The sequence below is a fragment of the Eubacterium sp. BL-380-WT-2B genome (assembly GCF_009696115.1).
Lineage (GTDB): Bacteria > Bacillota > Clostridia > Eubacteriales > Eubacteriaceae > Eubacterium > Eubacterium callanderi.
Genome location: NZ_VUMP01000006.1, coordinates 130,701 through 154,993, shown reverse-complemented (window position 1 = coordinate 154,993; position 24,293 = coordinate 130,701). Strand labels below are relative to the sequence as shown.

Annotated in this window: 21 protein-coding genes; 15 read left to right on the top strand and 6 right to left on the bottom strand. The window is 44.6% G+C overall.

The annotated features are described in order from the left end of the window. Positions 1-14 precede the first annotated feature (14 nt). From FYJ53_RS13170 to FYJ53_RS13155, 4 genes are all read left to right on the top strand, one after another. Positions 15-1,313 (top strand): L-aspartate oxidase, encoded by a 1,299-nt coding sequence (locus FYJ53_RS13170; protein ID WP_013381381.1) that lies wholly within the window; start codon positions 15-17, stop codon positions 1,311-1,313. Next, positions 1,291-2,151: a carboxylating nicotinate-nucleotide diphosphorylase gene (gene nadC, locus FYJ53_RS13165; RefSeq protein WP_013381380.1), complete on the top strand. Its 861-nt coding sequence runs from the start codon at positions 1,291-1,293 to the stop codon at positions 2,149-2,151. Before FYJ53_RS13170 ends, nadC begins: the two co-directional genes overlap by 23 nt. 29 nt (positions 2,152-2,180) lie before the next feature. Beyond that, positions 2,181-2,693, top strand: a complete 513-nt coding sequence (locus FYJ53_RS13160) for a transcription repressor NadR (RefSeq protein ID WP_013381379.1) — start codon at positions 2,181-2,183, stop codon at positions 2,691-2,693. A gap of 141 nt (positions 2,694-2,834) precedes the next feature. Then, complete coding sequence (locus FYJ53_RS13155) at positions 2,835-3,467, top strand: chitobiase/beta-hexosaminidase C-terminal domain-containing protein (RefSeq protein ID WP_013381378.1); 633 nt, start codon at positions 2,835-2,837, stop codon at positions 3,465-3,467. 86 nt (positions 3,468-3,553) lie between these two features. Here the strand turns inward: FYJ53_RS13155 and FYJ53_RS13150 are convergent, their stop codons facing one another. The 5 genes from FYJ53_RS13150 to glpK all read right to left on the bottom strand — a co-directional run bounded on the left by FYJ53_RS13150 (position 3,554) and on the right by glpK (position 9,109). Next, positions 3,554-3,913, bottom strand: a complete 360-nt coding sequence (locus FYJ53_RS13150; protein WP_013381377.1) for a DUF1667 domain-containing protein — start codon at positions 3,911-3,913, stop codon at positions 3,554-3,556. Further along, positions 3,910-5,184 (bottom strand): NAD(P)/FAD-dependent oxidoreductase, encoded by a 1,275-nt coding sequence (locus FYJ53_RS13145; RefSeq protein ID WP_013381376.1) that lies wholly within the window; start codon positions 5,182-5,184, stop codon positions 3,910-3,912. Before FYJ53_RS13145 ends, FYJ53_RS13150 begins: the two co-directional genes overlap by 4 nt. 3 nt (positions 5,185-5,187) lie before the next feature. After that, positions 5,188-6,675, bottom strand: coding sequence for an NAD(P)/FAD-dependent oxidoreductase (locus FYJ53_RS13140; RefSeq protein WP_013381375.1), 1,488 nt, complete (start codon positions 6,673-6,675; stop codon positions 5,188-5,190). A 142-nt stretch (positions 6,676-6,817) separates the two neighbouring features. Next, entirely contained in the window at positions 6,818-7,450 is a 633-nt protein-coding gene (locus FYJ53_RS13135) for a glycerol-3-phosphate responsive antiterminator (protein WP_013381374.1), read from the bottom strand. A 162-nt stretch (positions 7,451-7,612) separates the two neighbouring features. After that, a complete protein-coding gene (glpK, locus tag FYJ53_RS13130; protein WP_013381373.1) occupies positions 7,613-9,109 on the bottom strand; it encodes a glycerol kinase GlpK in 1,497 nt (498 codons plus the stop codon). Positions 9,110-9,661: 552 nt separating this feature from the next. Between glpK and dhaK the strand changes: the two genes are divergently transcribed. The 9 genes from dhaK (at position 9,662) to FYJ53_RS13085 (ending at position 18,605) form a co-directional block, all read left to right on the top strand. Further along, positions 9,662-10,654, top strand: a complete 993-nt coding sequence (gene dhaK / locus FYJ53_RS13125; protein ID WP_013381371.1) for a dihydroxyacetone kinase subunit DhaK — start codon at positions 9,662-9,664, stop codon at positions 10,652-10,654. Positions 10,655-10,819: 165 nt separating this feature from the next. After that, entirely contained in the window at positions 10,820-11,461 is a 642-nt protein-coding gene (gene dhaL, locus FYJ53_RS13120; RefSeq protein ID WP_013381370.1) for a dihydroxyacetone kinase subunit DhaL, read from the top strand. A gap of 3 nt (positions 11,462-11,464) precedes the next feature. Beyond that, positions 11,465-11,848 (top strand): dihydroxyacetone kinase phosphoryl donor subunit DhaM, encoded by a 384-nt coding sequence (gene dhaM, locus FYJ53_RS13115; protein ID WP_013381369.1) that lies wholly within the window; start codon positions 11,465-11,467, stop codon positions 11,846-11,848. 184 nt (positions 11,849-12,032) lie between these two features. After that, positions 12,033-13,424 carry a VanZ family protein gene (locus FYJ53_RS13110; protein WP_013381368.1) on the top strand — a complete coding sequence of 464 codons (1,392 nt, stop codon included), beginning with the start codon at positions 12,033-12,035 and terminating at the stop codon, positions 13,422-13,424. Positions 13,425-13,608: 184 nt separating this feature from the next. After that, on the top strand, positions 13,609-15,483 hold the full coding sequence (locus tag FYJ53_RS13105; RefSeq protein WP_013381367.1) for a nucleoside-diphosphate sugar epimerase/dehydratase: 1,875 nt from the start codon (positions 13,609-13,611) through the stop codon (positions 15,481-15,483). A gap of 120 nt (positions 15,484-15,603) precedes the next feature. Continuing rightward, the gene (locus tag FYJ53_RS13100; protein WP_148428624.1) at positions 15,604-16,314 is read left to right on the top strand and encodes a YveK family protein; all 711 of its coding nucleotides are present in this window, start codon (positions 15,604-15,606) and stop codon (positions 16,312-16,314) included. After that, a complete protein-coding gene (locus FYJ53_RS13095; protein WP_013381365.1) occupies positions 16,314-17,048 on the top strand; it encodes a CpsD/CapB family tyrosine-protein kinase in 735 nt (244 codons plus the stop codon). Before FYJ53_RS13100 ends, FYJ53_RS13095 begins: the two co-directional genes overlap by 1 nt. 12 nt (positions 17,049-17,060) lie before the next feature. After that, on the top strand, positions 17,061-17,882 hold the full coding sequence (locus tag FYJ53_RS13090; protein ID WP_154557371.1) for a tyrosine-protein phosphatase: 822 nt from the start codon (positions 17,061-17,063) through the stop codon (positions 17,880-17,882). Continuing rightward, entirely contained in the window at positions 17,883-18,605 is a 723-nt protein-coding gene (locus tag FYJ53_RS13085; RefSeq protein WP_013381363.1) for a hypothetical protein, read from the top strand. A 50-nt stretch (positions 18,606-18,655) separates the two neighbouring features. Here the strand turns inward: FYJ53_RS13085 and FYJ53_RS13080 are convergent, their stop codons facing one another. Beyond that, positions 18,656-19,597, bottom strand: coding sequence for an LCP family protein (locus FYJ53_RS13080; protein WP_148428622.1), 942 nt, complete (start codon positions 19,595-19,597; stop codon positions 18,656-18,658). A 220-nt stretch (positions 19,598-19,817) separates the two neighbouring features. Here FYJ53_RS13080 and FYJ53_RS13075 point away from each other — a divergent pair, with 220 nt between their 5' ends. Together FYJ53_RS13075 and pfkA are read left to right on the top strand one after the other, a co-directional pair. After that, a complete protein-coding gene (locus FYJ53_RS13075) occupies positions 19,818-23,336 on the top strand; it encodes a DNA polymerase III subunit alpha (RefSeq protein ID WP_038350663.1) in 3,519 nt (1,172 codons plus the stop codon). After that, positions 23,333-24,289 (top strand): 6-phosphofructokinase, encoded by a 957-nt coding sequence (gene pfkA / locus FYJ53_RS13070; RefSeq protein WP_013381359.1) that lies wholly within the window; start codon positions 23,333-23,335, stop codon positions 24,287-24,289. Before FYJ53_RS13075 ends, pfkA begins: the two co-directional genes overlap by 4 nt. Positions 24,290-24,293: the final 4 nt, after the last annotated feature.

Genomic DNA, 24,293 nt, shown 5'->3' with positions numbered 1-24,293 from the left:
GGAAGTGTGTGAAAATGAAGAATCATGCCGATGTTATTATCGTCGGAACCGGAGCGGCAGGTCTGTTCTGTGCCCTTAAGCTGCCCCAGAATTTGAGAATTATCATGATTACCAAGGATGAGGCTGAAAACAGCGATTCCTTCCTGGCCCAGGGCGGTATCTGTATGCTGAAGAGTCCTGAGGACTATAAAAGCTATTACGAGGATACCATGAAAGCCGGCCATTACCAGAATGACCCACAGGCCGTATCGATGATGATCAACAGCTCGCCCCATATCATTGACGAGCTGGTCCGCTATGGGGTGGATTTCAGACATGAGGGCAGTGAGTTTGCCTTTACCCGCGAGGGTGCCCACTCTACCCCCAGAATCCTGTATCACGACGATGTGACTGGCCGGGAGATCACCAGCAAGCTGCTGGAACAGGTAAAAACCCGCAGAAACATCGAGTTTCACGAGTTTACCACCATGATTGACCTGATCTGTGAAAACAGCCGGTGCTCTGGCATTGTGGCCCGGAGCAAAACAGGGGAAATCTTCCCGCTTTGCGCGGAAAACATTGTATTGGCAACAGGCGGCCTGGGCGGCCTGTTCCGCTATTCCACCAACTATCCCCACATCACCGGGGACGCTCTGGGCATTGCCATCCGGCATGGCATTGCGGTGAAAAACATCAATTACATCCAGATCCATCCCACCACCCTGTATTCCCAGAAGCCGGGCCGTTCTTTTCTGATCTCCGAATCGGTCAGGGGAGAGGGCGGTATTCTGTTAAATGCCAGGGGCGATCGCTTTGTCAATGAGCTGCTTCCCAGAGATCTGCTGACTGAGGCTATCGAGAAGCAAAAGGCCATCGACCACAGGGAGTATGTGCGTTTATCCGTCGTCCATCTCGGGGCAGAGGCCATTAAGGGGCGGTTTCCAAATATTTACAGGCATTGTCTGGAAGAGGGCTACGATATGACAAGGGAGCCCATACCCGTCACGCCGGCCCAGCACTATTTTATGGGCGGCATTGAGGTTGATCTGGACAGCCGTACTTCTTTTGAGAATCTGTACGCGGTGGGGGAAACCAGCTGCAACGGCGTTCACGGGGCCAACCGCCTCGCCAGCAACTCTCTGCTGGAGAGCCTGGTCTTTGCCGAAAGGGCAGCCCGGCATATTGCGGCAGAGCCGCGGCACAGCCTGGCCTTTGGCCTGCCATCACCGAGGGTGCTGTCAGCGCCTCAGGTGGTTCCAGATTACAAATCATTGATATTAGAGGAAATTAAGAGAGAGGACACACATTTTTATGAACAATGGTGCAACAATTAAAATAAATGTTGACGAGGCAATACTGAGCGCCCTGCGGGAGGATGTGACCAGTGAGGACATTAGCACAAACGCGGTCATGCGTGAGCCCAGGCAGGGCAGGGCAGAGCTCATCTGTAAGCAGGACGGTGTGATGGCTGGCATTGGTGTTTTCAGAAGGGTATTCGAGCTTTTAGACGATACTGCGGCCTTTGAGCTTTACTATGAGGATGGCGACAAGGTGTCAGAGGGGACCGTTATCGGTGTTGTCACCGGTGATATCCGCTGCCTGCTCACCGGCGAGCGGACGGCCCTGAATTTTCTCCAGCGTATGAGCGGCATCGCCACTTATACCAGAGGTCTGGCCGATGTGCTGGAGGGCAGCCGGACAAAGCTGCTGGATACGCGTAAGACTACGCCAAATATGCGTGTTTTTGAAAAGTACGCTGTCAAGGTCGGCGGCGGCTACAACCACCGCTATAACCTGTCCGACGGTATTCTGCTGAAGGATAACCATATCGGTGCTGCCGGAAGTGTTAAAAAAGCAGTGGCGATGGCAAAGGAATACGCTTCCTTTGTGCGCAAGATTGAGGTAGAGGTTGAAAATCTTGAGATGCTGGAAGAAGCCCTTGAGGCCGGAGCGGACATTATCATGCTGGATAACATGGATAACGAGACCATGAGAAGGGCAGTGGCCATGGTTGACGGCCGCGCCGAGACCGAGTGCTCGGGCAATGTTACCCTTGAGCGTCTGGCCGAGATTGCCAAGATTGGTGTTGATTATGTCTCCTGCGGTGCGCTGACACATTCCGCACCGATTCTGGACTTTTCACTCAAAAATCTCAGGCCCGTCAGAGTATAGAATACACGAAAAGAAAGGTTGGTGATTATTTGGACGGAGAACAGCGGCGCAGAGAAATTATGGATGTGCTCAGGACCACCAAAGCTCCCGTATCCGGCGCCTTTCTGGGAAAAAAGTTTCATGTCAGCCGGCAGGTTATCGTTCAGGATATTGCCCTGATCCGTGCGAGCTGCCCAGGCATTATCTCCACACACCGAGGCTATATTATGACTCAGCCTGCCTATGTCAGCCGGGTCTTTAAAGTCTGCCACGGCCCCGGCCAGATCGAGGATGAGCTTAACCGTATCGTGGATGCGGGCGCAAGGGCTGTGGATGTCTTTGTCAGACATGCTATTTACGGTAAAATCGAAGCTGAGCTCAATGTGTTTTCCAGGCGGGATGTGCGCCTCTTTGTGGACAAGGTCAAAAACCATGGAGTAAAACCTCTGACCGATATTACTGGCGGAGAACATTATCACACCGTGGAAGCAGACTCTGAGAGTATTCTGGATGAGGTCGAGGAGGCCCTGCAAAGTGCAGGTATTCTTATAGGCGTTGAATAAAAATAAAGCAGAAGCAGCTAAATGCTTCTGCTTTTTTCATTGTTCTCAAAAGAGCCGAATGGGTATAAATGACATTAAATAAGGGTTTCTTTTTTGATGAAACCGTTATATAATAGAATCATCAAGGAAAAGAGGTAAGAAATGAAAAAGAGACATTTAATCGCACTTTTTATGATTCTTTTGCTCCTGATCCCGGCGCTCAGCGGCTGCGGGAAAGATCTGACCACAAAAATATCTCTGGAATCAGGAGAATACTATGGCGAACAGGAAATCACCCTTTCAAATGCCGGAACCGGAACGATTTATTACACCCTGGACGGCTCTGACCCAAGGGACGGCGGAAATGAATACAATCCTGAAATGCCACTGAAGATCAACTATGGCTCAACTCTAAAGGCCTACACCAAGGAAGGCAGCAGTAAGGGGAAGGTCGTTGAGGCTACCTACACCATTAAAAACATGGAACAGACCGATCAAAGCTCGGGTGCGCTGATGTTTACATCCTATATACGAGGCACCTACCAGAGCGGCGATTCCAAAATCATCTTTAACCAGGACCGCTCACTTGAATGGCAGAACGGCTCAGATGCCGGCAGTTCGCCCTATACCATTACAATGTCCAGCGACGAGGACCCGTTAAAGGCGACCCTTACTTACATCAATAATGATGGTAAGGAGGCTAAATACGATATTGACGCCAACGCCATCTGGGAAGATGGTTCCCTGGTTATCAACGGGACTACCTACCAGCCCGTGGATGAAGAAGAGGAATAAGTGGCTGATCAGCCAATAATAAAAAGAACCGCCCAATTGAGCGGTTCTTTTTATGTATAAGAGATTAGTAGGTAAAGAACGAGGATTTATACGCGCGGCATGGTTTTAGTCGCAACAACATCCACACCAGTGCCTAAGACGTCTTTAATGATGACATCGCCCATTTTGACAGGAGCATCGACAACAATTTTGTCGATTTCTTTCATGACATCAAAGATTTTACCCTTTGGCACAGCGTCAGCTGTTTTGACAGGCAGACGAGCCATTAAAGCGCCGTTGATCACCACAGTGGTCGGGATCACACGTTTAGGATTGGTAACTTCTTCAATCCCATATTTCTCACCATTTTTACAGGTGTTGCCCGTTACAGTGTATTTGCCGTCTTTTTCTTCAACGACCATTTGGCATCCTAAAGGGCATGAAATACATGTTACATTAGTTTTCATTTTTTTGCCTCCTTCGGTTCGACAATAAATTCTATTTTACCATTTGGGTATTTTTCCAGTACTTCTTTTTTGATATTGAAGTTTACCATTTCAGCAGGCAGGAATTTTCTGGCTTTTTTGGTAGCGATCTTTTCACCGTTAATATAGGCATTGACAACGCTGTCGGCATAGACGTTGCGGACACGCATGTAGAAGGTCAGAGCATCGTCCATATTGGCCAAGGATACATGCTGCGGCACGACATAGGAGATACCCTCACCATTGACGGTGTCAAAGTTTGTTTCTGTGGATAATTCACCCTTGATATATTTGGCAGCGCCTTTACCAGCAAGTACGGATTCTTCGGATACGAAGTCAACCAGGTCATGTACATGTACAACATTACCGCAGGCAAACACGCCAGGCATGCTGGTTTCACGCAGTTCTCCGACAACCGGACCACTGGTGCGGCCATCAATATCAACGCCTGCGTTGCGGGAGATTTCATTTTCAGGAATCAAACCAACGGATAAGAGCAGGGTATCACATGGGATAAATTCCTCTGTTCCAGGAATTGGTTTGCGGTCATCACCGACCTGCATGACAGTAACGCCTTCGATACGGTCCTTGCCGTGGATAAAGGTGATGGTGTGGGATAACTTCAATGGAATATCATAGTCATCCAGACACTGCACAATGTTACGAACCAAACCATTTGAATAAGGCATTAATTCACAGACAGCCTGCACATGAGCGCCTTCCAGCGTCATACGGCGTGCCATGATGAGTCCGATATCGCCGGAACCCAGGATTACAACTTCCTTACCCGCCATGTAGCCTTCCATGTTGATGAAACGCTGCGCGGTACCGGCAGTGAAAACACCAGCGGGGCGGTAGCCCGGAATGCCAATAGCGCCGGAGGTACGTTCGCGGCAGCCCATGGTCAGGATAACCGATTTAGTTTCAATGGCTGTATAGCCGTCTTCTTCATTGATGGCGTGGACGATTTTAGTGTCGCCCTTGTCTTCCATGTCAAGAACCATGGTGTTAAGCTCATAGGGAATTCCCAGTTCAACAACCTGGTCAATATAACGTTCTGCATATTCAGGGCCTGTTAACTGTTCTTTAAATGTATGTAAGCCGAATCCGTTATGGATACACTGGTTCAGGATACCGCCGAGTTCGCGGTCACGTTCCAGAATCAGCACATTTTCAGCACCGTCTTTTTTTGCTTCTACAGCCGCAGCAAGGCCAGCAGGGCCGCCGCCTAAAATAACTACATCATAAATCATTGCTTATGCTTCCTCCCCGTTAGATTTTGTTTTTCCGCACAGGATATATGCCTTGTCCTTTGAATCGTACATAACATCATCCATTTCACAGTCCAGTTCCCGGGCTAAGATTTCGACGACTCTCGGAGAACAGAAACCGCCCTGGCAGCGTCCCATACCGGCACGACAGCGTTTTTTAACACTCTTAACAGTGGTTGCACCGGCACTGCGGTGAATAACGTCAAGGATTTCGCCTTCTGTGATGGTTTCGCAACGGCAGATAACCTTACCGTATTTAGGATCTTTAGCGATCAGCTCACGTTTTTCTTCTTCAGACAGTTCGTTAAAGTAAACGTGCTTTCTGTTTTTAGGATTGAAGTTTTCATTTTCTTTTACATCGATGCCTTGGCGTTCGAGCATTGGGATAATGATTTCTTCAACAACATACCAGCCGGCAGCCGGAATAGAGGTCAGGCCTGGAGATTCGTAGCCAGCAAAGTTGACGAAATTTTTAACCGGAGATTCTTCGATGATGAAGTCGCCGTCTGTGGTCGTGTAGGTATCCGCAACCGGTGTGTTTCTTGTACCGGCGTAAGAACGGATAATTTTGTTGAAGCTGTTCTTTAAGGTTGGGCAGTTCTTCAACGCATTTTCCTTAATGTAGTCAAGCTTATCCTGTGTGGTGGAGATATCACCTTTTTCAACAGGGGAAGCATCTGGTCCGATTAACAGGTTGCCATGTACGGTTGGGGCAACGAGGATACCCTTACCGTTTTTAGTTGGGCATGGGAAGATAACGTTGTTAACCAGTCCGCCAACTTCTTTGTCAAAGATGAAGTAGTTGCCCTTACGCGCTAAAAGTTTGAAGTAAGGTTCTCCAACCATCTTATAGATGTCATCCGCATAAACACCGGCAGCGTTGACAACAATTTTGGCTTCAATGTCTTCGCCAGTGGTTTTAATTAAGAAGGAACCATTTTTATTCTGGATATTGGTTACCAGATGGTTCAATTTAAGTGTAACACCATTGTCAACTGCATTTTCAGCAACCTTGGCGCATAATTCGAAAGGTGAAACCAGGCCGGCAGTACCAGCGTATAAAGCACCGCAGATATCAGGGTTGATGTTTGGTTCCATTTCATGAACTTCATCCTTGAACAGGATACGCATATCCGGAACACCATTAACCAGACCATTCTGATAGAGTTCGTGGAGCTTCATCATTTCGTGCTCAGTATGGGCAACGACCAGGGAACCGGTGCGTTTGTACGGAACATCCAGGTCAGCACACACCTTTTCGTACATGATGTTTCCAGGTGCATTAAATTTACCCTTTAATTTATAGGAAGGCGCATCAAAACCAGCATGAACGATAGCTGAATTCGCCATGGTAATCTGATTTCCCACATCATTTTCTCCGTCCAACAGAACCACATCCAACTGAAAGCGGGATAACTCCCGGGCTATGTAGGAACCGGCAATACCAGCGCCTATAATAGCGATATCATACATAATAAATCCTCCTTGATTTGTTATAATATATTTAAAAATATAGACAAAGTTAGTTGTTCAATAAAAAAACCACACAATCTTCTCAGAAATTTGAAATACTAAGAAAATTAGTGCGGCTCTCCATTGCCATTGATTTAGTTTTTTATTCTCCCTCAGGTTTAAGGGGTTCATCTTCTCTATTATTTTGCTCATTTTTTATGCTTGAAAAGGCGTCCCATAACGGCTTATATGAGGTACTGGCAGAGATCGCACCAGCGTCGATGCAAGAACGAACCTCTTCTTCTGTCTCGATAAACCCGCCAGTGATGATTGGAACCGTCAGCTCCTTTTTTACACTGTGGATAATCTTGGGAACGAGTCCGGGCAAAATCTCAACGGCGTCAGGCCGGATTTTTTTTGCCGAGTTAATGGAAACGTCCATGGCGGACGAGTCCAATAAAAATAAACGCTGTATGGTCATCAGACCTTCCTGCTTAGCACGGGCAACGAGAGAATTCTTCGTTGAGATAATGCCAGTAGGGTTGATCTCTTCCTTCAGATATTTGATAAAATAATTATCCTGCGCGTATCCTTTGATAAGATCCAGATGGACAAAGGCATACTTACCGGCATGGTTCACATACTCAACCATTTTTTTGAGGTTGTAGATGTTTCCGCCCAGTAAAAAGATAATCTGCGTGTCTGATGCGATGGCATCGTGAATATCCTTGGGATTTCTGACAGCGGCGATGATCGGATTCGCTTGAAACATAAGAAAACATTTTCTTGTCGACATTAGGTCCTCCTTAGACTCATCTATGCCTGTATTCTAGCATAAAGGCATTCGGAGGTAAATAGTTTTTTTAGACTTTTTGTACTTTTGTTAAAGTTTTTGTCGGGAAAGTCCGAAAACTCCCCGACAAAAACCATTCATTTTTACTTTTGATAATAAAGAGGCTTATTCAGCTTCTTCCCATCCTTTTGCACATTCTACAGCTTTTACCCAGCCTTTGTACAGTTTAGCGCGAACTTCAGAATCCATCATTGGTTCGAAGGTTCTGTCGATCTTCCATGCATCGGTAACTTCTTCTTTGCCATGCCAGAAATCTACAGCTAAACCAGCTAAGTAGGAAGCACCCATAGCGGTGGTTTCAACGATAGACGGTCTGTCTACTGGAACACCAAGGATGTCTGCCTGGAACTGCATTAAGAAATCATTGTTACATGCGCCGCCGTCAACTTTGAGAGATTTCAGAGATACGCCGGAGTCTTTTTCCATAGCATCCAGAATGTCTTTTGTCTGGTAAGCTAAAGATTCAAGAGTTGCACGGATTAAGTGGCATTTGTTTGCGCCACGTGTTAAACCAACAATTGCGCCACGAGCGTAAGCATCCCAATGCGGAGCACCCAGGCCGGTGAAAGCAGGTACCATGTATACACCGTTTGTATCTGGAACTTTCTTAGCGAAATGTTCGGAGTCTGGGGAAGTATCGATGATCTTTAATTCATCTCTCAGCCACTGGATAGCAGCACCAGCAACGAAGATAGAACCTTCAAGTGCGTAGTCAACCTGTCCGTCAAGGCCCCATGCGATGGTTGTTAAAAGACCGTTTGTAGATTTAACGAATTTTTCACCTGTGTTCATTAACAGGAAACAGCCTGTACCGTAGGTATTTTTAGCCATACCAGGTTCGAAGCAAGCCTGTCCAAAGAGAGCTGCCTGCTGGTCACCAGCGATACCGGCAATTGGAATTTCGCCACCAAATAAGGTAGTGGTTCCGAAAACACCGGAGGAAGGTTTAACTTCAGGTAATAAAGACATTGGGCATTTGAATTCAGAACATAATTTTTCATCCCATTTGAGTGATTTGATATTGAAAAGCATGGTTCTGGAAGCGTTAGAGTAATCTGTTGCGTGAACTCTGCCTTCAGTTAATTTCCAGAGCAGCCATGTGTCAATGGTACCAAATGCTAATTCGCCTTTTTCAGCTCTTTCGCGAACGCCTTCAACATGGTCTAAGATCCATAATAACTTAGTGGAGGAGAAGTAAGGGTCAAGAATAAGACCGGTATTGTCCTGAACATAATCAGCGAAGCCAGGAATGGCGTTAAAGTCATCAGCATAGCTGGCGGTACGGCGGCACTGCCAAACAATTGCATTATATACAGGTTCGCCTGTTTTTCTATCCCAAACAACGGTGGTTTCACGCTGGTTTGTAATACCGATCGCAGCGATATCATCAGCGGTTGCGCCAACTTTTGCCATTGCTTCACTTACAACACCACTCTGAGTAGCCCAAATTTCCATTGGATCATGTTCAACCCAACCTGGCTTTGGATAAATCTGAGTAAATTCTTTCTGTGCAACGCTTACAATTTCGCTTTCATGATTGAATAAAATCGCTCTTGAACTTGTGGTTCCGGCATCCAGTGCTAATACATACTTTTTAGACATAAGTATAACCCCCTAAAATAAATTAAAATATATTTATTTAATTATGCTTCTGAGATACTATCAGCATAAATAAATCAAATGTTAATAAATGGTACAGTTTTCATTAAAAAAAGGCACAAACTAACAACATTAACATATTCTTTTTATGCAATGCGAAAGTATGGCCCTCCTAGACTCCTGCCCAATATTTAGATAACAACAATTCTACTGACATGTCTGCGATTACATCACTATTATATAGGATACGTCGCACTCAGTTCGATTTAATGATATTATAGCACAATATGGATATTGTGTAAAGGATTTACAATCTAAAAACAAAGTTAATTTTTTAACAAACCCAAAAGGCGCCTGTTTAAGGGGCTTTAAGCGGATTCTGAATTTTTTTCAGAAATAATCAGGAATCCCCAAAAAATCATTTCATAGATGAAAAGAGTGTTTTTTTGTTCAACAAACATAAAATTTTGCCAATTGAAAAATTAACTTATCAATTGGGTAAAACTGTGATATAGTATAAATTAAATAACCAAAGTTCATTAGGAGGGAATTCTTATGAAAAAATTTATCAATGATGTTGAAAACGTTGAAAACGAGATGCTTGAAGGGATCGTCGATGCCCACCCGGATTATGTCAAACGCCTTGAAGGTTTAGACGTACTGGTAAGAGCAGATAAAAAAGAAGGAAAAGTAGCGCTTGTCAGCGGCGGCGGCAGCGGACATGAACCAGCTCACGGCGGTTTTGTCGGCAGAGGAATGCTGGATGCCGCGGTAGCTGGCGCTGTATATACCTCTCCAACACCGGATCAGGTTTACGAAGCAATCAAAGCAGTTGATGCCGGAAACGGTGTATTATTAGTCATTAAGAATTACACTGGTGATGTCATGAATTTTGAAATGGCTGCTGAAATGGCAGAAGGTGACGGTATTGAAGTGGCTTCTGTTGTTACCAACGATGACGTTGCAGTACAGGACAGCCTTTATACGACTGGCCGCCGCGGCGTTGCCGGAACTATTTTTGTTCATAAAATTGCTGGGGCAAAGGCAGAAGCAGGCGCTTCTTTAGCCGATGTTAAAGCTGTTGCTGAAAAAGTTATCGCCAATGTACGTACCATGGGCGTTGCCATCAAACCATCAACCGTTCCTGCGGCAGGAAAACCAGGCTTTGAACTGGCAGAAGATGAAATGGAAATCGGTATTGGTATCCATGGCGAACCGGGAACTCACCGCGAAGCTTTAAGACCGGCGAACGAAATCGTTGACCATCTGCTTGAAAAGATTTTAGCAGATATTGACTACTCAGGTTCCGAAGTTGCTGTTATGGTTAACGGCGGTGGTGCAACACCTGCGATGGAACTTTACATTCTCAACAAACGCGTTCACGATGTATTGACCGAAAAAGGCATTAAGATTGCCAAAACCTTTGTTGGCAACTACATGACCTCCATCGATATGGCTGGGGCTTCCATCAGTCTGTTAAAACTGGACGACGAAATGAAGGAACTGCTGAACGCGCCGGCAGATACCATTGCATTAACACAGTTTTAAATAATTCTTTAAATTAGATATGATATTATAATGACAGGCCTAACCGGCCTGTCATTTTAGAGCATATTAAAAATAACACAGAGACATGGAGGATATGGAGAAAACCGCACGGAACCTCCGGCTCTGTGTCTTTGTGTTTCTTTTAATCGTAGAAAGGAATTAATTATGGCAGCAACAAAAGAAAATGTATTAACTTTTATTCACCTGTTTAATGATAAAATGCAGGAACACCGTCAGGCTTTAACCGATATGGATCAGGCCATCGGTGATGGTGACCACGGTATTAACATGAGCCGTGGCATGAAAGCCGTTGAAGAAAAATTGCCAACATTTGAAGAAAAGAACATTGACGACATCTTAAAGGGTGTTGGCATGACATTGGTTTCCACTGTTGGCGGCGCATCCGGGCCATTGTACGGCACTGCGTTTATGAAGGCTGGAATGACCTCTAAGGGAAAGGATGAGCTGACCGCTGAGGATATCAGCGCAGCTCTGGAAGCCGCCATTGAAGGGATTAAACAGCGCGGTAAGTCTACCACGGGTGAAAAAACCATGCTCGATGCCATTGTACCAGCCAAAGAAGCCTATGATAAAGCTGTTGGTGAAGGAAAAGGCATTGCGGACGCACTGGCGGATGCTGAAGCTGCTGCATGGGACGGTGTCGAGTATACCAAAACAATCATCGCAACCAAAGGCCGCGCAAGTTATCTGGGCGAACGCAGCATCGGACACCAGGACCCTGGAGCAACCTCCATCACCTATTTAATTCAGGCAGCGAAAGAGGCCGGAGAACAGGCCGGAGCGTAAACCATGGTAGGAATCGTTGTTGTATCACACTCACAAAAAGTAGCGGAAGGCGCTAAGGAACTGGCGCTACAGATGGCGGCTGATGCAAAGATTGCAGCGGCAGGCGGTCTTCAGGATGGGAGCATTGGCACTGATATGGAAAAGATCACCAATGCCATCAATGAAGTTATGTCCGATGATGGCGTTATTATGTTAGTCGATATGGGGTCAGCCATCATGACCTCTGAAATGGCCATCGAGATGTCTGACAATCCTGAAAAGATTAAAATTGTCGATACTCCTGTTGTTGAGGGAACAATCTTTGGAGCGGTTGAAGCTTCAATTGGCTCTTCAATGGAACAGATTATGGACGTTTTAGCGCAGGCAAAAACTCAGCCAAAATTTTAATTATCTTCTAATTATTATTTAATGAAGGAAAGTTCAGGACCGTATGTTTAAGCACGGTCCTTTTTCTTTTTTGATGAATTGTAATTGAGAGGTCATTATTCTTGAAACCCTATTAAAAGTATGATACTATTGGGAAAATATGAGAAAAAAATATATTGTGTAAAAGGATAAGAATGAGTGTGGTATGAATGAAAAGCAAAAAAAAGTAGTTCTCTGGATAAGCGTGGTTGTATGGATGGGTCTTATCTTCATGTTTTCGGCGCAGAATTCTACAGAGTCATCCTCCTTAAGCGGGAGTGTCGTCGGTGTGATACTCCATGCCATCAAGACTATTTTTCCAGATATACGGCAGGTAGAGCTGAATCATCTGCAATTTTGGATCGGTTTTTTTGTCAGGAAGGCAGCGCACGCCTCCATTTACTTTGTTTTAGGCATATTAGTATACACAGCAATCGGAAAAAAGGTCAGCCGGAAAAAACGTTTTTTGATGACTGTTGCGGTTTGTTTCCTTTATGCGTGCACCGATGAATTTCACCAGCGTTATGTTCCAGGCAGAAGCTGCGAATTCAGAGACGTATGTATTGATACTGTTGGAGCGCTTTTGGGGATCGGATTTGTTATTTTTATCAACTGGGTAAGGCGCATTAAGAATGGCAGACCATGGAAAGAAGCCGTCCGTGACATCCGTATTCACGGAATTCTTTGGGGGATTGCTGGTGTTATCTTTGTGATTGTTTTATGCTGCCTTTACCTGTATCTCGGTAAGAATATCCTGGTGACCACAAAATATACCATGAAATCAGCGGATATACCGGAAGCCTTCGATGGCTATAAAATACTGCAGATATCGGATTTTCACTCAAAAAAATTTCCAGATAATAACGAAGGGCTGGCAAAAACGATCAGTGCGTTAAAGCCGGACATTATTGTGGCAACCGGTGATATGCTGAATGCCGCCCAGGATGATGATGGAGAGGTGTTTTTAGAGCTGATTCCAAAGATAGACCCGGATATTCCGATTTACTATGCGGCAGGCAACCATGAAACTGTTGATGAAGTAACAGATCCCAAAAGTGCAGGTGTATATTTTGAGCAGATTGCAGAGCTGGGCGTTGTTCGTCTTGACAATGAGAAGGTCGTTTTGTATAAAGACGGTGAGAGCATAGATCTGTATGGTTTGGAAACAGAGATGACCTATTACAGAGATCGAAGAAATCCAAATTTTGATAAGCTCAAGCTGAAATCAGAGCATATTGAGGAATTGATTGGTCCGGCAGAGAATTCAAGGTTTGTAGTTTTGATGGCCCATAACCCACTTTATTTTGAAGCTTATGCTAACTGGGGGGCAGATCTGACGTTATCGGGCCATATCCACGGCGGAATGATCTATGTGCCGTTTAAGGGCGGAATGTTTTCACCGGAGTATAGTCTCTGGCCGCAGTATTATGCAGGCGACTATCATATGGGCGACAAGGTTATGTTTGTAAACAGAGGGATTGGCAGCAGCGGAACCATACCGGTACGAATCCTGGATAATCCGGAAATATGCTTAATAACTCTGGAAAAGCTTCAGTAAAATGACTTCTCAACATTGGACAGTGCTGTTGAAATTAACAGCACAAAAAATAGATGATTTATAAAATAAAAAATTGATTTATTGGTTGTTTAATAGTATAATCACTTATAAATAAATTAATTAGAAGGCATTATTGATTAAAACAATAATGCTTTTAATATGTCTGAGAGCATGGGAGAAGTTAATGAAAAAAGATTCCAAGGATATGGCAGTACGTGTCGCATTCCTGATTTTTTTGGATGCTGTGGTACTCTTTTTATCCTATTTATTCGCGTTTTTGCTGACTTACAATTTCAAAATCCCCTTTAATTTTGTCAGTGGCGCGCGTTGGTTTTTAGCCATGGGGATCGGCATTAAGGTGGTTGTTTTTTTTATCACTGGTATGTACAACACCCTCTGGCGCTATGCAAGTATTGAGGAGCTCTGGCAGATCACCTTTTCTGTTATTCTTGCGAACATTCTGACCTTTGTGCTGTACTTTGCCATCGGTGCAGGGGTTCCGACAACTGTTCAGATTCTGTCATTTGTGTTTGATTTGATCATGGTAGGCGCAATCCGCATTTTTTATCGGACAGGCAGGCGCATAAAACAAGGCGTCGGAGGTAAGGGAAACAGCAGGAATGTACTGATTGTCGGCGCAGGAGAAGCGGGTATTAAGATTCTGAGGGAGCTGGCGGCAGGCGAAATGAAAAGTTATGTCGTTGGTTTTGTGGATGACAATGTCTATAAACAGAAAAAGAAAATCAATGGTTTGACAGTCTTAGGCGGCCGAGAAGATATTCCCGATATTGTCGAGGATGAACAGGTCAACGAAATCATTATTGCGCTGCCGTCTGTTCCGAAAAAGGAAATGAATGAAATCGCGGAGATCTGCCATAAGACAGGACGTCCAGTCCGGGTTTTACCCAGCTTTGATGATATCCTGAATTATGACGTCAGCCTCAGCAAGTTAAGAGATCTGCAGATAGAGGATTTACTGGACCGGGATGAAATCCATCTGGATAAAAGTGTCATTTCTGAGTTTATCAGGGGCAAAGTGGTGCTGGTGACGGGTGGTGCGGGCTCTATCGGCTCTGAGCTTTGCCGGCAGATTATCAAGTACCAGCCGAAGCAGCTTGTTATACTGGATATTTATGAGAATACACTGTATTATTTGGAACTGGAGCTGCGGCGTTATATCCACGAACTGGAAATTGAAAGTGGCTATGGCATACGCCTGGATCTGGAGATTACAAGTATTCGCGATAAAGCCAGTGTCAACAGCCTGTTTGAACGTTATCGTCCGCAGGTAGTCTTCCACGCGGCGGCGCATAAGCATGTCCCGCTGATGGAGAAGACGCCAAAGGAAGCGGTAAAAAACAACATTTTTGGGACAAGAAACGTGTTGGACGCCTGTGTTGAGTATCAAGTTGAAAAATTTGTGCAGATATCCACAGACAAGGCTGTTAAGCCAACCAATGTGATGGGAACAACCAAGCGCATCTGTGAAATGCTGATTCAGCTTTACGATCAGCATAATCAAACGGAGTTCGTCGCTGTTCGTTTTGGAAATGTCCTCGGAAGCAATGGCAGCGTTATTCCCATATTTAAAGAACAAATTGCAAATGGAGGACCGCTGACAGTTACCCATCCCGATATAGAAAGGTTTTTCATGACCATTCCCGAAGCAACACAGCTGGTTCTTCAGGCTGGCAGTATCGCCCATGGTGGAGAAATCTTTGTGCTGGATATGGGAGAACCGGTTAAAATTAAGGATTTGGCTGAGCGTATGGTCCGCCTCTCAGGCTATGAGCCTTACACAGAGATGCCGATTGTCTTTTCAGGATTGAGGCCGGGGGAAAAATTATACGAAGAGCTTTCTTACGATATGGCTGAATTTGATAAAACACGGTATAAAGATATTTTTGTTGAAAAGCCAGAGGTTTTTGATGAAATAGTAATATGTGATGAGCTTGAAAAATTGAAACAAATTGTCGATGGTGGAACAATGTCTGAGGTGATTGACCAATTGAAAGTAATCGTTCCAGACTATCACCCAAACCGTGAAACTGCTATTTAAAAAGAGATACAAGGAATATAAAAATTCCTTGTATCTCTTTCTTTTTTAAGTTATAATTGTTTTTGTTATAATAAAATAGTTATAATTTAAAGTATACAAAATAATGAAGGGAAAATTTTGATGGAAGAGATTAGTTTACATGACATACTGGATATGTTAAAGGAAAACTGGAAATTTATTGTCATTTTAACCTTGTGTTTTATGATTGTGGTTTCAGTGTTTACCATCTTTTTTATGAACAAAGAGTACAGCAGCTACACAACATTAATGATTGGTAAATCAGAAGGCTATTCTGATACAAATGCCAATGCGAACTACAATGAAGTATTGACTAACCAGAAATTAGTTGGCACCTACAGTGAAATCGCAAAGAGTAAGAGTGTTGTTTCAGAGGTTGAAAATAATTTAAACCTTGATTTAAGCGATGGACAGCTGTCCAAAATGATCGATGTCACAACCGTTAATGATACGGAGCTGATAAAGATTACAGTTACAGATGAGGACCCTGTAGAGGCAGCCAGTATTGCCAATGAAACAGCGAAAGTATTCATGTCCAATATCGGCGAATTGATGAAGATCAGTAATTTACAGGTAGTCGATGCGGCAGAGGTCAACTCCACTCCAGTTTCTCCGAATTTAAAACTGAATGTTGCGATTGCCTTTTTGCTTGGTATTGTTGTGAGTGTTTTCATTATCTTTATCAGAGAAATGCTTAATACCAGTGTTAAATCTGTTGAAGAATTAAAAGAGCTCATTGATGGGGTACCGGTTGTTGCGGTTATACCACATTCTGAAGAGCTGATGCCCCATTCTGAAGGAGGTAAAAAATAATGAAGGATTCCATAATTACCTATAAATCTCCTAAAGACCCTATCTCTGAAGCCTTCAGGAATATGCGTACCAACATTACATTTGCGGATATTGATGAGGAACTGAGGGTTCTGACGATCACAAGTACAGGTAAAGGTGAAGGGAAGTCGACAATTATTGCGAATTATGCTGTTGCACTTGCCCAGTCAAAAAAGAAAGTGCTCTTGATTGACTGTGACCTGCGTCGCCCCAGAATTCACCGTTTGTTTGAACAGCCCAATAAACGAGGACTGACAAACATACTTTTAAGAGAATGTGAACCAACAGAAGCGATCCAGACAACCGATGTGGAGAATCTTTTTATGATTTCTTCAGGGCCTATCCCGCCGAACCCTTCGGAAATTCTGGCCAGCAAGCGGCTTATTGAATTAATTAACCAGTTTAAACTGGCTTTTGATTATATCTTGATTGATGCGCCGCCGGTTGGCGTTGTAACAGATGCTGCGGTTCTTTCGCATGTAACAGATGGTTATATTGTAGTTGCGGCAATCAGCGTGACAAATAAGGAAGGGGTGCGCATGGCCCTTGAAACACTGCGCAATGTCAATGGAAATATTGTCGGTGTCGTAGCGAATAATGCTCCAGTAAGTAAACGCAGCGGTTACTACTATTATTACAGTGCTTACGAGGAAGACCAACATCAAAGCAAGAAAGAGAAGAAGCATCGGAAAATCAAAGAAAAAAGAGGAAAGTAAGGGGCAGACAGTATGATTGATATACACACGCATGTGCTATACGGTATCGATGATGGTTCCCCAACAATTGAAAACAGTCTTGAAATGCTCAGAGTTGCGGAGCGGATAGGTTTCCGAGGTGTGGTTCTAACACCACACTATATGAGCTATACAAATTTTGTTTCCAGAGTTGCTGAGAACAAAAAAAGATTGAAAGCTTTGATAAAAGCAGTTGCGGAAGAAAATATCAATATACAGCTGTTTTTGGGAAATGAGCTCTATTATGAACCGGATATGATACAAATGGTTGAAGCAGGTGAGTTTACCACCCTGAACAAAAGCAATTATTTTTTAGTGGAAACCATGCGGCATGATTCAAGTGTCGAGCATTTGCAGGAATTTCTTTACCGGTTACAGGCTAAGGGGTACTCAACGATTTTAGCACACCCTGAAAGATATGATTTTGTAAGGGAAAATCCCAATGTATTATTGGACTTTATAGATAAAGGAACCTATATACAAACAAACGCATTGAGCCTGACAGGGTTTTACGGAAGTGCGTCGAAAGAGATTGCCGAGATCATGCTGGAGCACAATATGGTCCAGTTTCTGGCCAGCGACGCACACCGTGTTAAGAGCTACGAACTGATGGAAAGAGCATTAGAACGTGCGGAAGAAATTGTTGGGCGTAAAAAGTTTGAGCAAATTATGAATTTAAATCCGGCAATCGTTCTTAGCAATAAAGGGACGATTGAGTGTAGTCCGGTCGAATACAGCCCTAAGAAAAAACATCATTTTTTCCCTTCATTTAGGAAGACTGGCAAAAAACGTTTAGGAGGGGTGGGGATTCAGTAAATGAAACATGTAAAAAATACAGTGATTGTTATTTTGTTTGTGGTGTTTTGTGTCCTTATTGTGTATGGTTTAAAAACCTGGAACAATGACGGCAAAAAGAAAGTCGCAGCAAATGCGAACCAGCCGGCTACCACTGTACAAAATACGGATAAAACCACTGCGCCAACGATTACGATTACCTCAAATAATCTTTTTAATGAGAACAATGTGACAAATGGCGATGTGTCTGTCGCGTTTAAGGCTTCTGATTTAAAGGATGCTTTTGTCAACGGAACATCTTTGAACGATCCGCAGTCCCAGGAAAAGGTAACGGAGGCTCTTCTGTCTAATCCAGGCAGTTATGAGATCATTGTGGAAGATAATAATGGCAGTAAAGCCGTCTTAAGGTTTTCCATTGATCCTAATGTGGTTATCTCTGAAGAAGGCGGAAAAAAAGCTTCTGACATTAAATCTGAGCCTTATACAGGTGAGGTAGCACAGGTGCAGCAGGGACCTGCGATTACAGCGCAGACACCAGCCGGGCTTATAAATGGGGGAACTGTCAGTTCTGAGTTTGTAACCCTGGCATACAGCAGCCCGGAGCAGATTACATCTGTTACGCTTGACGGCGAGGCAATGGAGGTCATTGGCACGGTGACGAGCTATATGTCTGGAAAACACACAGTGGTGGTTACAGACAGTAAGGGAGCAAGCTCAACCTTTACCTTTACAAATAATTATTAAAGCTAAAAAAAGAACACCCAATGTGGTGTTCTTTTTTTTAACAGTGTTTATCAGACAGTTTGATCTTCAAAGATATAGGCATCCATTTTTTCACGGACCGTTGGAATATCAAATACCAGATAGTACACACCATCAATCATCTGCCCATTGGCGTCATCATCCTGCGGGAAACGATTCTGCCGGATCCCCTGCTTGGCAAGTGAACCGTATTTGGCAGTCATATCAAGCATTTCCTGGTTAGAAAGGCTGGTGGTGATATAAGGGGCAAGATCACTGATCAGGCCTGGATAGCTGGTTACAGGCTGCTGGATCATTTTTATGACAAGCGCATTCAGGACAGTCCGCTGACGTTCAGTTCGTTTAAAGTCATTGCCGCTGGCATAACGGATTCTGGAATAAGCCAAAGCCTGCTCACCGGTTAAAAGCTGAGTACCGGACTGGTAAAGTCCTGGAATCTGGCCGGTCGCGATTTCTTCATCAGTGATGTCAATGCTGACGCCGCCGAGCATATCGATGATTTCAGGCATTGAGGTAAAATTGACGGACATAAAGTCTGTGATGTTCAGACCAAAATTTTCGTTGAGCGTGCGGATTGCGAGCTCAGGGCCGCCAAATGCATAAGCGTGGTTGATTTTATCCATTCCGTGGCCTGCGATATCAACATAAGAGTCACGCATGACAGAGGTCAGCTTGATGCGGTTATGGACATTGTCTAAAGTCAGGATCATGATCGAGTCGGAACGGCCAGTCTCGCCTTCAGCGGCGTCGATACCGTAGAGCGCAATGTTGACAATCTCTCCGTTTTTGTTTTCAGTAATACCCAGATCCTGAGCATTATCTGAAATATCAACCTTATCCATTTTGTTCATGGTATTCTGAATGTATGAGTAGGCATATAAGCCACCCCCCAAGATAAGAGCAAAAATGACAGCTACAATGATCAAAGCTGCTTTTTTTCCGGTGCTCATGCCGCCGGCTTTGTTTTTTCCCATATAAAAAGACACTCCTTATTTATTTTATAATTGACAATTATACCATATCTCCACTGCGCTTTCTATTATAATTCAAATTATTTAACAGGAACTTTGAAAAATGCAATTGTAACCGGGAACAATATTATCCATCTGGGACAATAGGGGGTGTATTTTGTTTTCGTAATGTGATATAATATGAGAAATTATTGGAAAATAACAAAGAAAGGAGGGAATACAGATCGAATCTGAATTTACACATTTACATGTCCACAGTGAATTTAGCCTTTTAGATGGTTTTGGAAGAATTAAGCAGCTCGTGAAAGAAGCAAAGGATTTGGAAATGAAAAGTCTCGCGCTTACAGACCACGGGGTGCTTTTTGGCGCGGTCGATTTTTACAAAGCATGCCTGGAGGAAGGCATCAAGCCGCTTATCGGCTGCGAGGTTTATGTTTCTCCCCGCCGTCTTGACCAAAAGGAAGGTAATATTGACACCAATCCATATCATCTGGTGCTGCTGGCCGAAAACAACGATGGCTATAAAAATCTGATGAAAGTCGTATCTGAAGGCTTTATTGATGGATTTTACTATAAACCCAGGGTTGACCATGAATATTTAAGAAAGCACCATGAAGGCATTATTTGTCTGTCGGCCTGCATTGGCGGGGAAATTCCAAGACTGATCATTGAAGGACAGCTGCAGAAAGCAAATGAAATCTGTCAGATGTATCAGGATATTTTTGGAAAGGGAAATTTTTTCCTTGAAATACAGGATCACCGTATGCAGAAGGAAGCGCAGGTCAATGAGGTGCTCATTGACTTTTCTAAAAAATATGACATTCCTCTGGTAGCGACCAATGATGTCCATTATGTCCGGAAAGCGGATGCCGAAGCCCACGATATATTGCTGTGTATTCAGACAGCGGCTTCTGTGGACGATGAGGAGCGGATGCGGTTTCCAAATAATGAATTTTATCTGAAATCCCCAGATGAAATGTCCCGGTTATTCATTGATGTGCCGGAGGCCATTGAGAATACCAACAAAATTGCCGAGCGCTGCAACGTGAGTTTTGACCTTGAAAGCGCCCATTTGCCTGAGTTTGAACTTCCAGAGGGAGAACCCTCTGCGGGTGGTTACCTGAGAAAGCTTTGTGAAGCAGGACTTAAGGCCCGGTATCAGGAGATTACGCCAGAAATAAAGGAACGCATGGACTATGAGCTGGATGTGATCCATTCCATGGGCTTTGACAATTATTTCCTGGTTGTCTGGGATTTTATTAAATACGCCAAGGATCATGACATCATGGTCGGACCAGGCCGTGGGTCCGCCGCGGGAAGCCTTGTGGCCTATGGGCTGGATATCACGACACTGGATCCCCTCAAATACAACCTGCTGTTTGAGCGGTTTTTAAACCCTGAACGAATCACGATGCCCGATATCGATTGTGATTTCTGCTATGAACGAAGACAGGAAGTCATTGATTACGTGATCAGAAAATATGGCGCAGACCATGTGGCGCAGATTATTACCTTTGGTACCATGGCGGCAAGAGGTGCAGTGCGTGATGTGGGAAGAGCTTTGAATATGCCCTACAATGCGGTGGATAAGGTAGCCAAAGAAATTCCGATGCACCCAGGGCAGAATATTACGATTGAAAGGGCTCTGGAAGAAAACAGCGAGCTTCGGAAGATGAAGGAAAACGATCCGGAGGTTTCCAAGCTTCTGGATATGGCCGAATCCATGGAGGGTCTGGCACGTCATGCCTCCACCCATGCGGCTGGTGTGGTTATTTCAGATAAGCCGCTGATGGAGTATGTTCCGCTTTACAGGAACGGAGACATGATTACCACCCAGTTTCCCATGGGACTCTTGGAAGACCTCGGGCTTATAAAGATGGATTTCCTGGGTTTGAGAACCTTGACGGTTATACGGGACGCCCTTGAAAATATAAAACACAGCCAGGGGATGAACATCAATTTAGACAACATTGATCTCGAAGACCCCAAGGTTTATAAGATGCTGTCCAAGGGAGACACCCTTGGGGTATTTCAGCTTGAGAGCAAAGGGATGATCGCTTTTATGAGAGATCTGCAGCCAGAGCATTTCGAGGACATCATTGCCGGAATCTCGCTTTACCGCCCTGGTCCGATGGATCAGATCCCCAGATATATTGAGAATAAAAAAAGTCCGGAAGCCATTACCTATCTTCATCCGATTTTGGAACCAATTCTGGATGTTACTTATGGATGTATGGTTTACCAGGAACAGGTTATGCAGATATTCAGGGATGTGGCAGGCTTTACCATGGGCAGAAGTGACCTGGTCCGCCGTGCCATGTCGAAAAAGAAAATTGATGTCATGAATCAGGAAGGTGAAGTTTTTATCCACGGCGAGGTGGATGAAAACGGCGAGACCGTCATTGACGGCGCGGTACGCCGGGGCGTGCCGGAAAATGTGGCAGAACAGATATACGCGGAAATGAAGGATTTTGCCAAATACGCCTTTAACAAATCACATGCCGCTGCATACGCGGTTATCGCCTACCAGACTGCCTGGCTCAAATGCTATTATCCGACAGAATTTATGGCGGCGTTAATGTCCTCTGTGATGGACGATGAAAAAAAGGTATCTAAATATATTGAGGACTGCCGTAAAAATGACATCAAGGTGCTGCCGCCGGATGTGAATGTCAGCTATGACAAGTTTTCTGTAAAAAACAATAAGATCTGTTTTGGCTTAGGGGCCATTAAGGGACTTGGGAAAAATGCCATTGTGTCCATTGTAAATGCCAGAGAGACCGATGGCGCTTTCAAAGGCTTTCGGGATTTCTGTGAGAAAGTCGATTTAAAGGCTTTGAATAAACGCATGGTGGAAGGCCTGATCAAAAGCGGCGCCTTTGACTATACCGGAAGTACCCGCGCCCAGCTTTTACTTGGTGCAGAGCGGATGGTGGATCAGGTGCAGCGTGAGAAGCGTGACCGCCTTGCCGGCCAGATATCCTTGCTGGATTTTGGCGGAAACAGCAGCCTGAAGGAGGACTTTTTACCCGATGTCGCACCCTTTACCAAGGAACAGCGGCTGGCGCTGGAGAAAGAGGTGCTCGGCCTGTATGTTACGGGGCATCCCCTTGAAAAATATGAGAATACCTTAAAAGAAAAGACAAACCTTAACAGCAGTATGCTTGACAGCTACGAGGACCTGAGGGATTCTGGGATCAGGGACGGCGGCGCGGTAATCATTGGCGGACTCATTGATGATGTCAAAAACCAGATCACCCGCAATGGCAAGCTGATGGCTTTCATGACACTGGAGGATTTATACGGCCGCCTGGAGGTGGTTGTATTCCCCAATACATTGGAAAAATACCGTCCTCTTCTGACCGTGGACCACGCGGTGATTGTGAGAGGTAAGATAAATTATAATGAAGAAATGAATGTTTCTGTAATCTGTGAGCAGGTCTATCCTCTCAGCCTTAAAACGGATATTCCGCAGGTGAAAGAGGAAAGAACAGCGTATGCGCCGGCTGAAAAGAAGGAGAAGCTGGTCATTCATTTTACAGATTTTACACAAAAGCCCTTGCTAAAAGAGATTAAATCCGTTTTAATGAAAACACCGGGTCCGGTACCGGTGGAGCTGCATTTTGAAAAGGAACATAAAAAATTTGGCGCAGATAAAAACCTGTGGGTAAGCGTCTGTGATGAATTAATAAATAACCTGGAAGCAATTCTAGGGCAGAATAAAGTGGAGGTACTCAAATGAAGATTGGTATTTTAACGAGTGGTGGTGACGCACCAGGAATGAACGCGGCGATCCGGGCAGTTGTCCGGACAGCCATTTATCATAAAATTGATGTTTACGGCATCAATCGCGGTTATGCAGGACTGCTGGATAAAGATATCAGCCCATTAAACGTCTATTCAGTCGCAGATATTCTGCAAAAGGGTGGTACCATTTTAAGAACCTCCAGAAGTGAGTTTTTCCCGACAGAGGCAGGACAGAAACGCGCAGCAGAGGTTCTGAGAGAGTATGGCATTGAGCATCTGATTATCATCGGCGGGGACGGGAGCCTGAGCGGCGCGCTGGCACTGAAAAAGCTGGGTGTGAGCGTTGTGGGAATTCCCGGCACCATCGACAATGACTTTGGCGCCAGTGATTTTACCATCGGCTTTGACACCGCTGTGACCACAGCCATTGAAGCCATTGGAAAAATCCGCGACACCACCTTTTCCCACAACCGGATCAATGTGGTGCAGGTCATGGGACGTACCTGCGGGGATATTGCCCTGTATGCGGGCTTCTCAGTCGGCGCGGAGGCATTGATCATCCCTGAAATTGAAACGAACCTTGAAGGAATCTGTGACCGGCTGCTGGCAGGCAAGGATCGTGGGAAGCTCCACAGCATTGTCATGCTGGCTGAAGGCTGCGGAAGCTACCGTGATTACTGTAAAAAAATCGAGGAATTGACACAGGTTACAACTAAAGGCACCAATTTAGGGTATATCCAAAGAGGTGGATCACCATCTCATTTTGACCGTAATCTTGCGAGCTTTATGGGATATAAAGCAGTAGAAGCCATCGTTAACGATAATACCGGAAATGTTGTGGTGCAGCGCAAGGGCGAGTACATTATGGTTCCCCTTGAGGAGGCGCTGGAAACACCAAAAGCTTTCCGTAAAGATATGTATAAAATTGCGAAGATTCTGTCCATTTAACGAT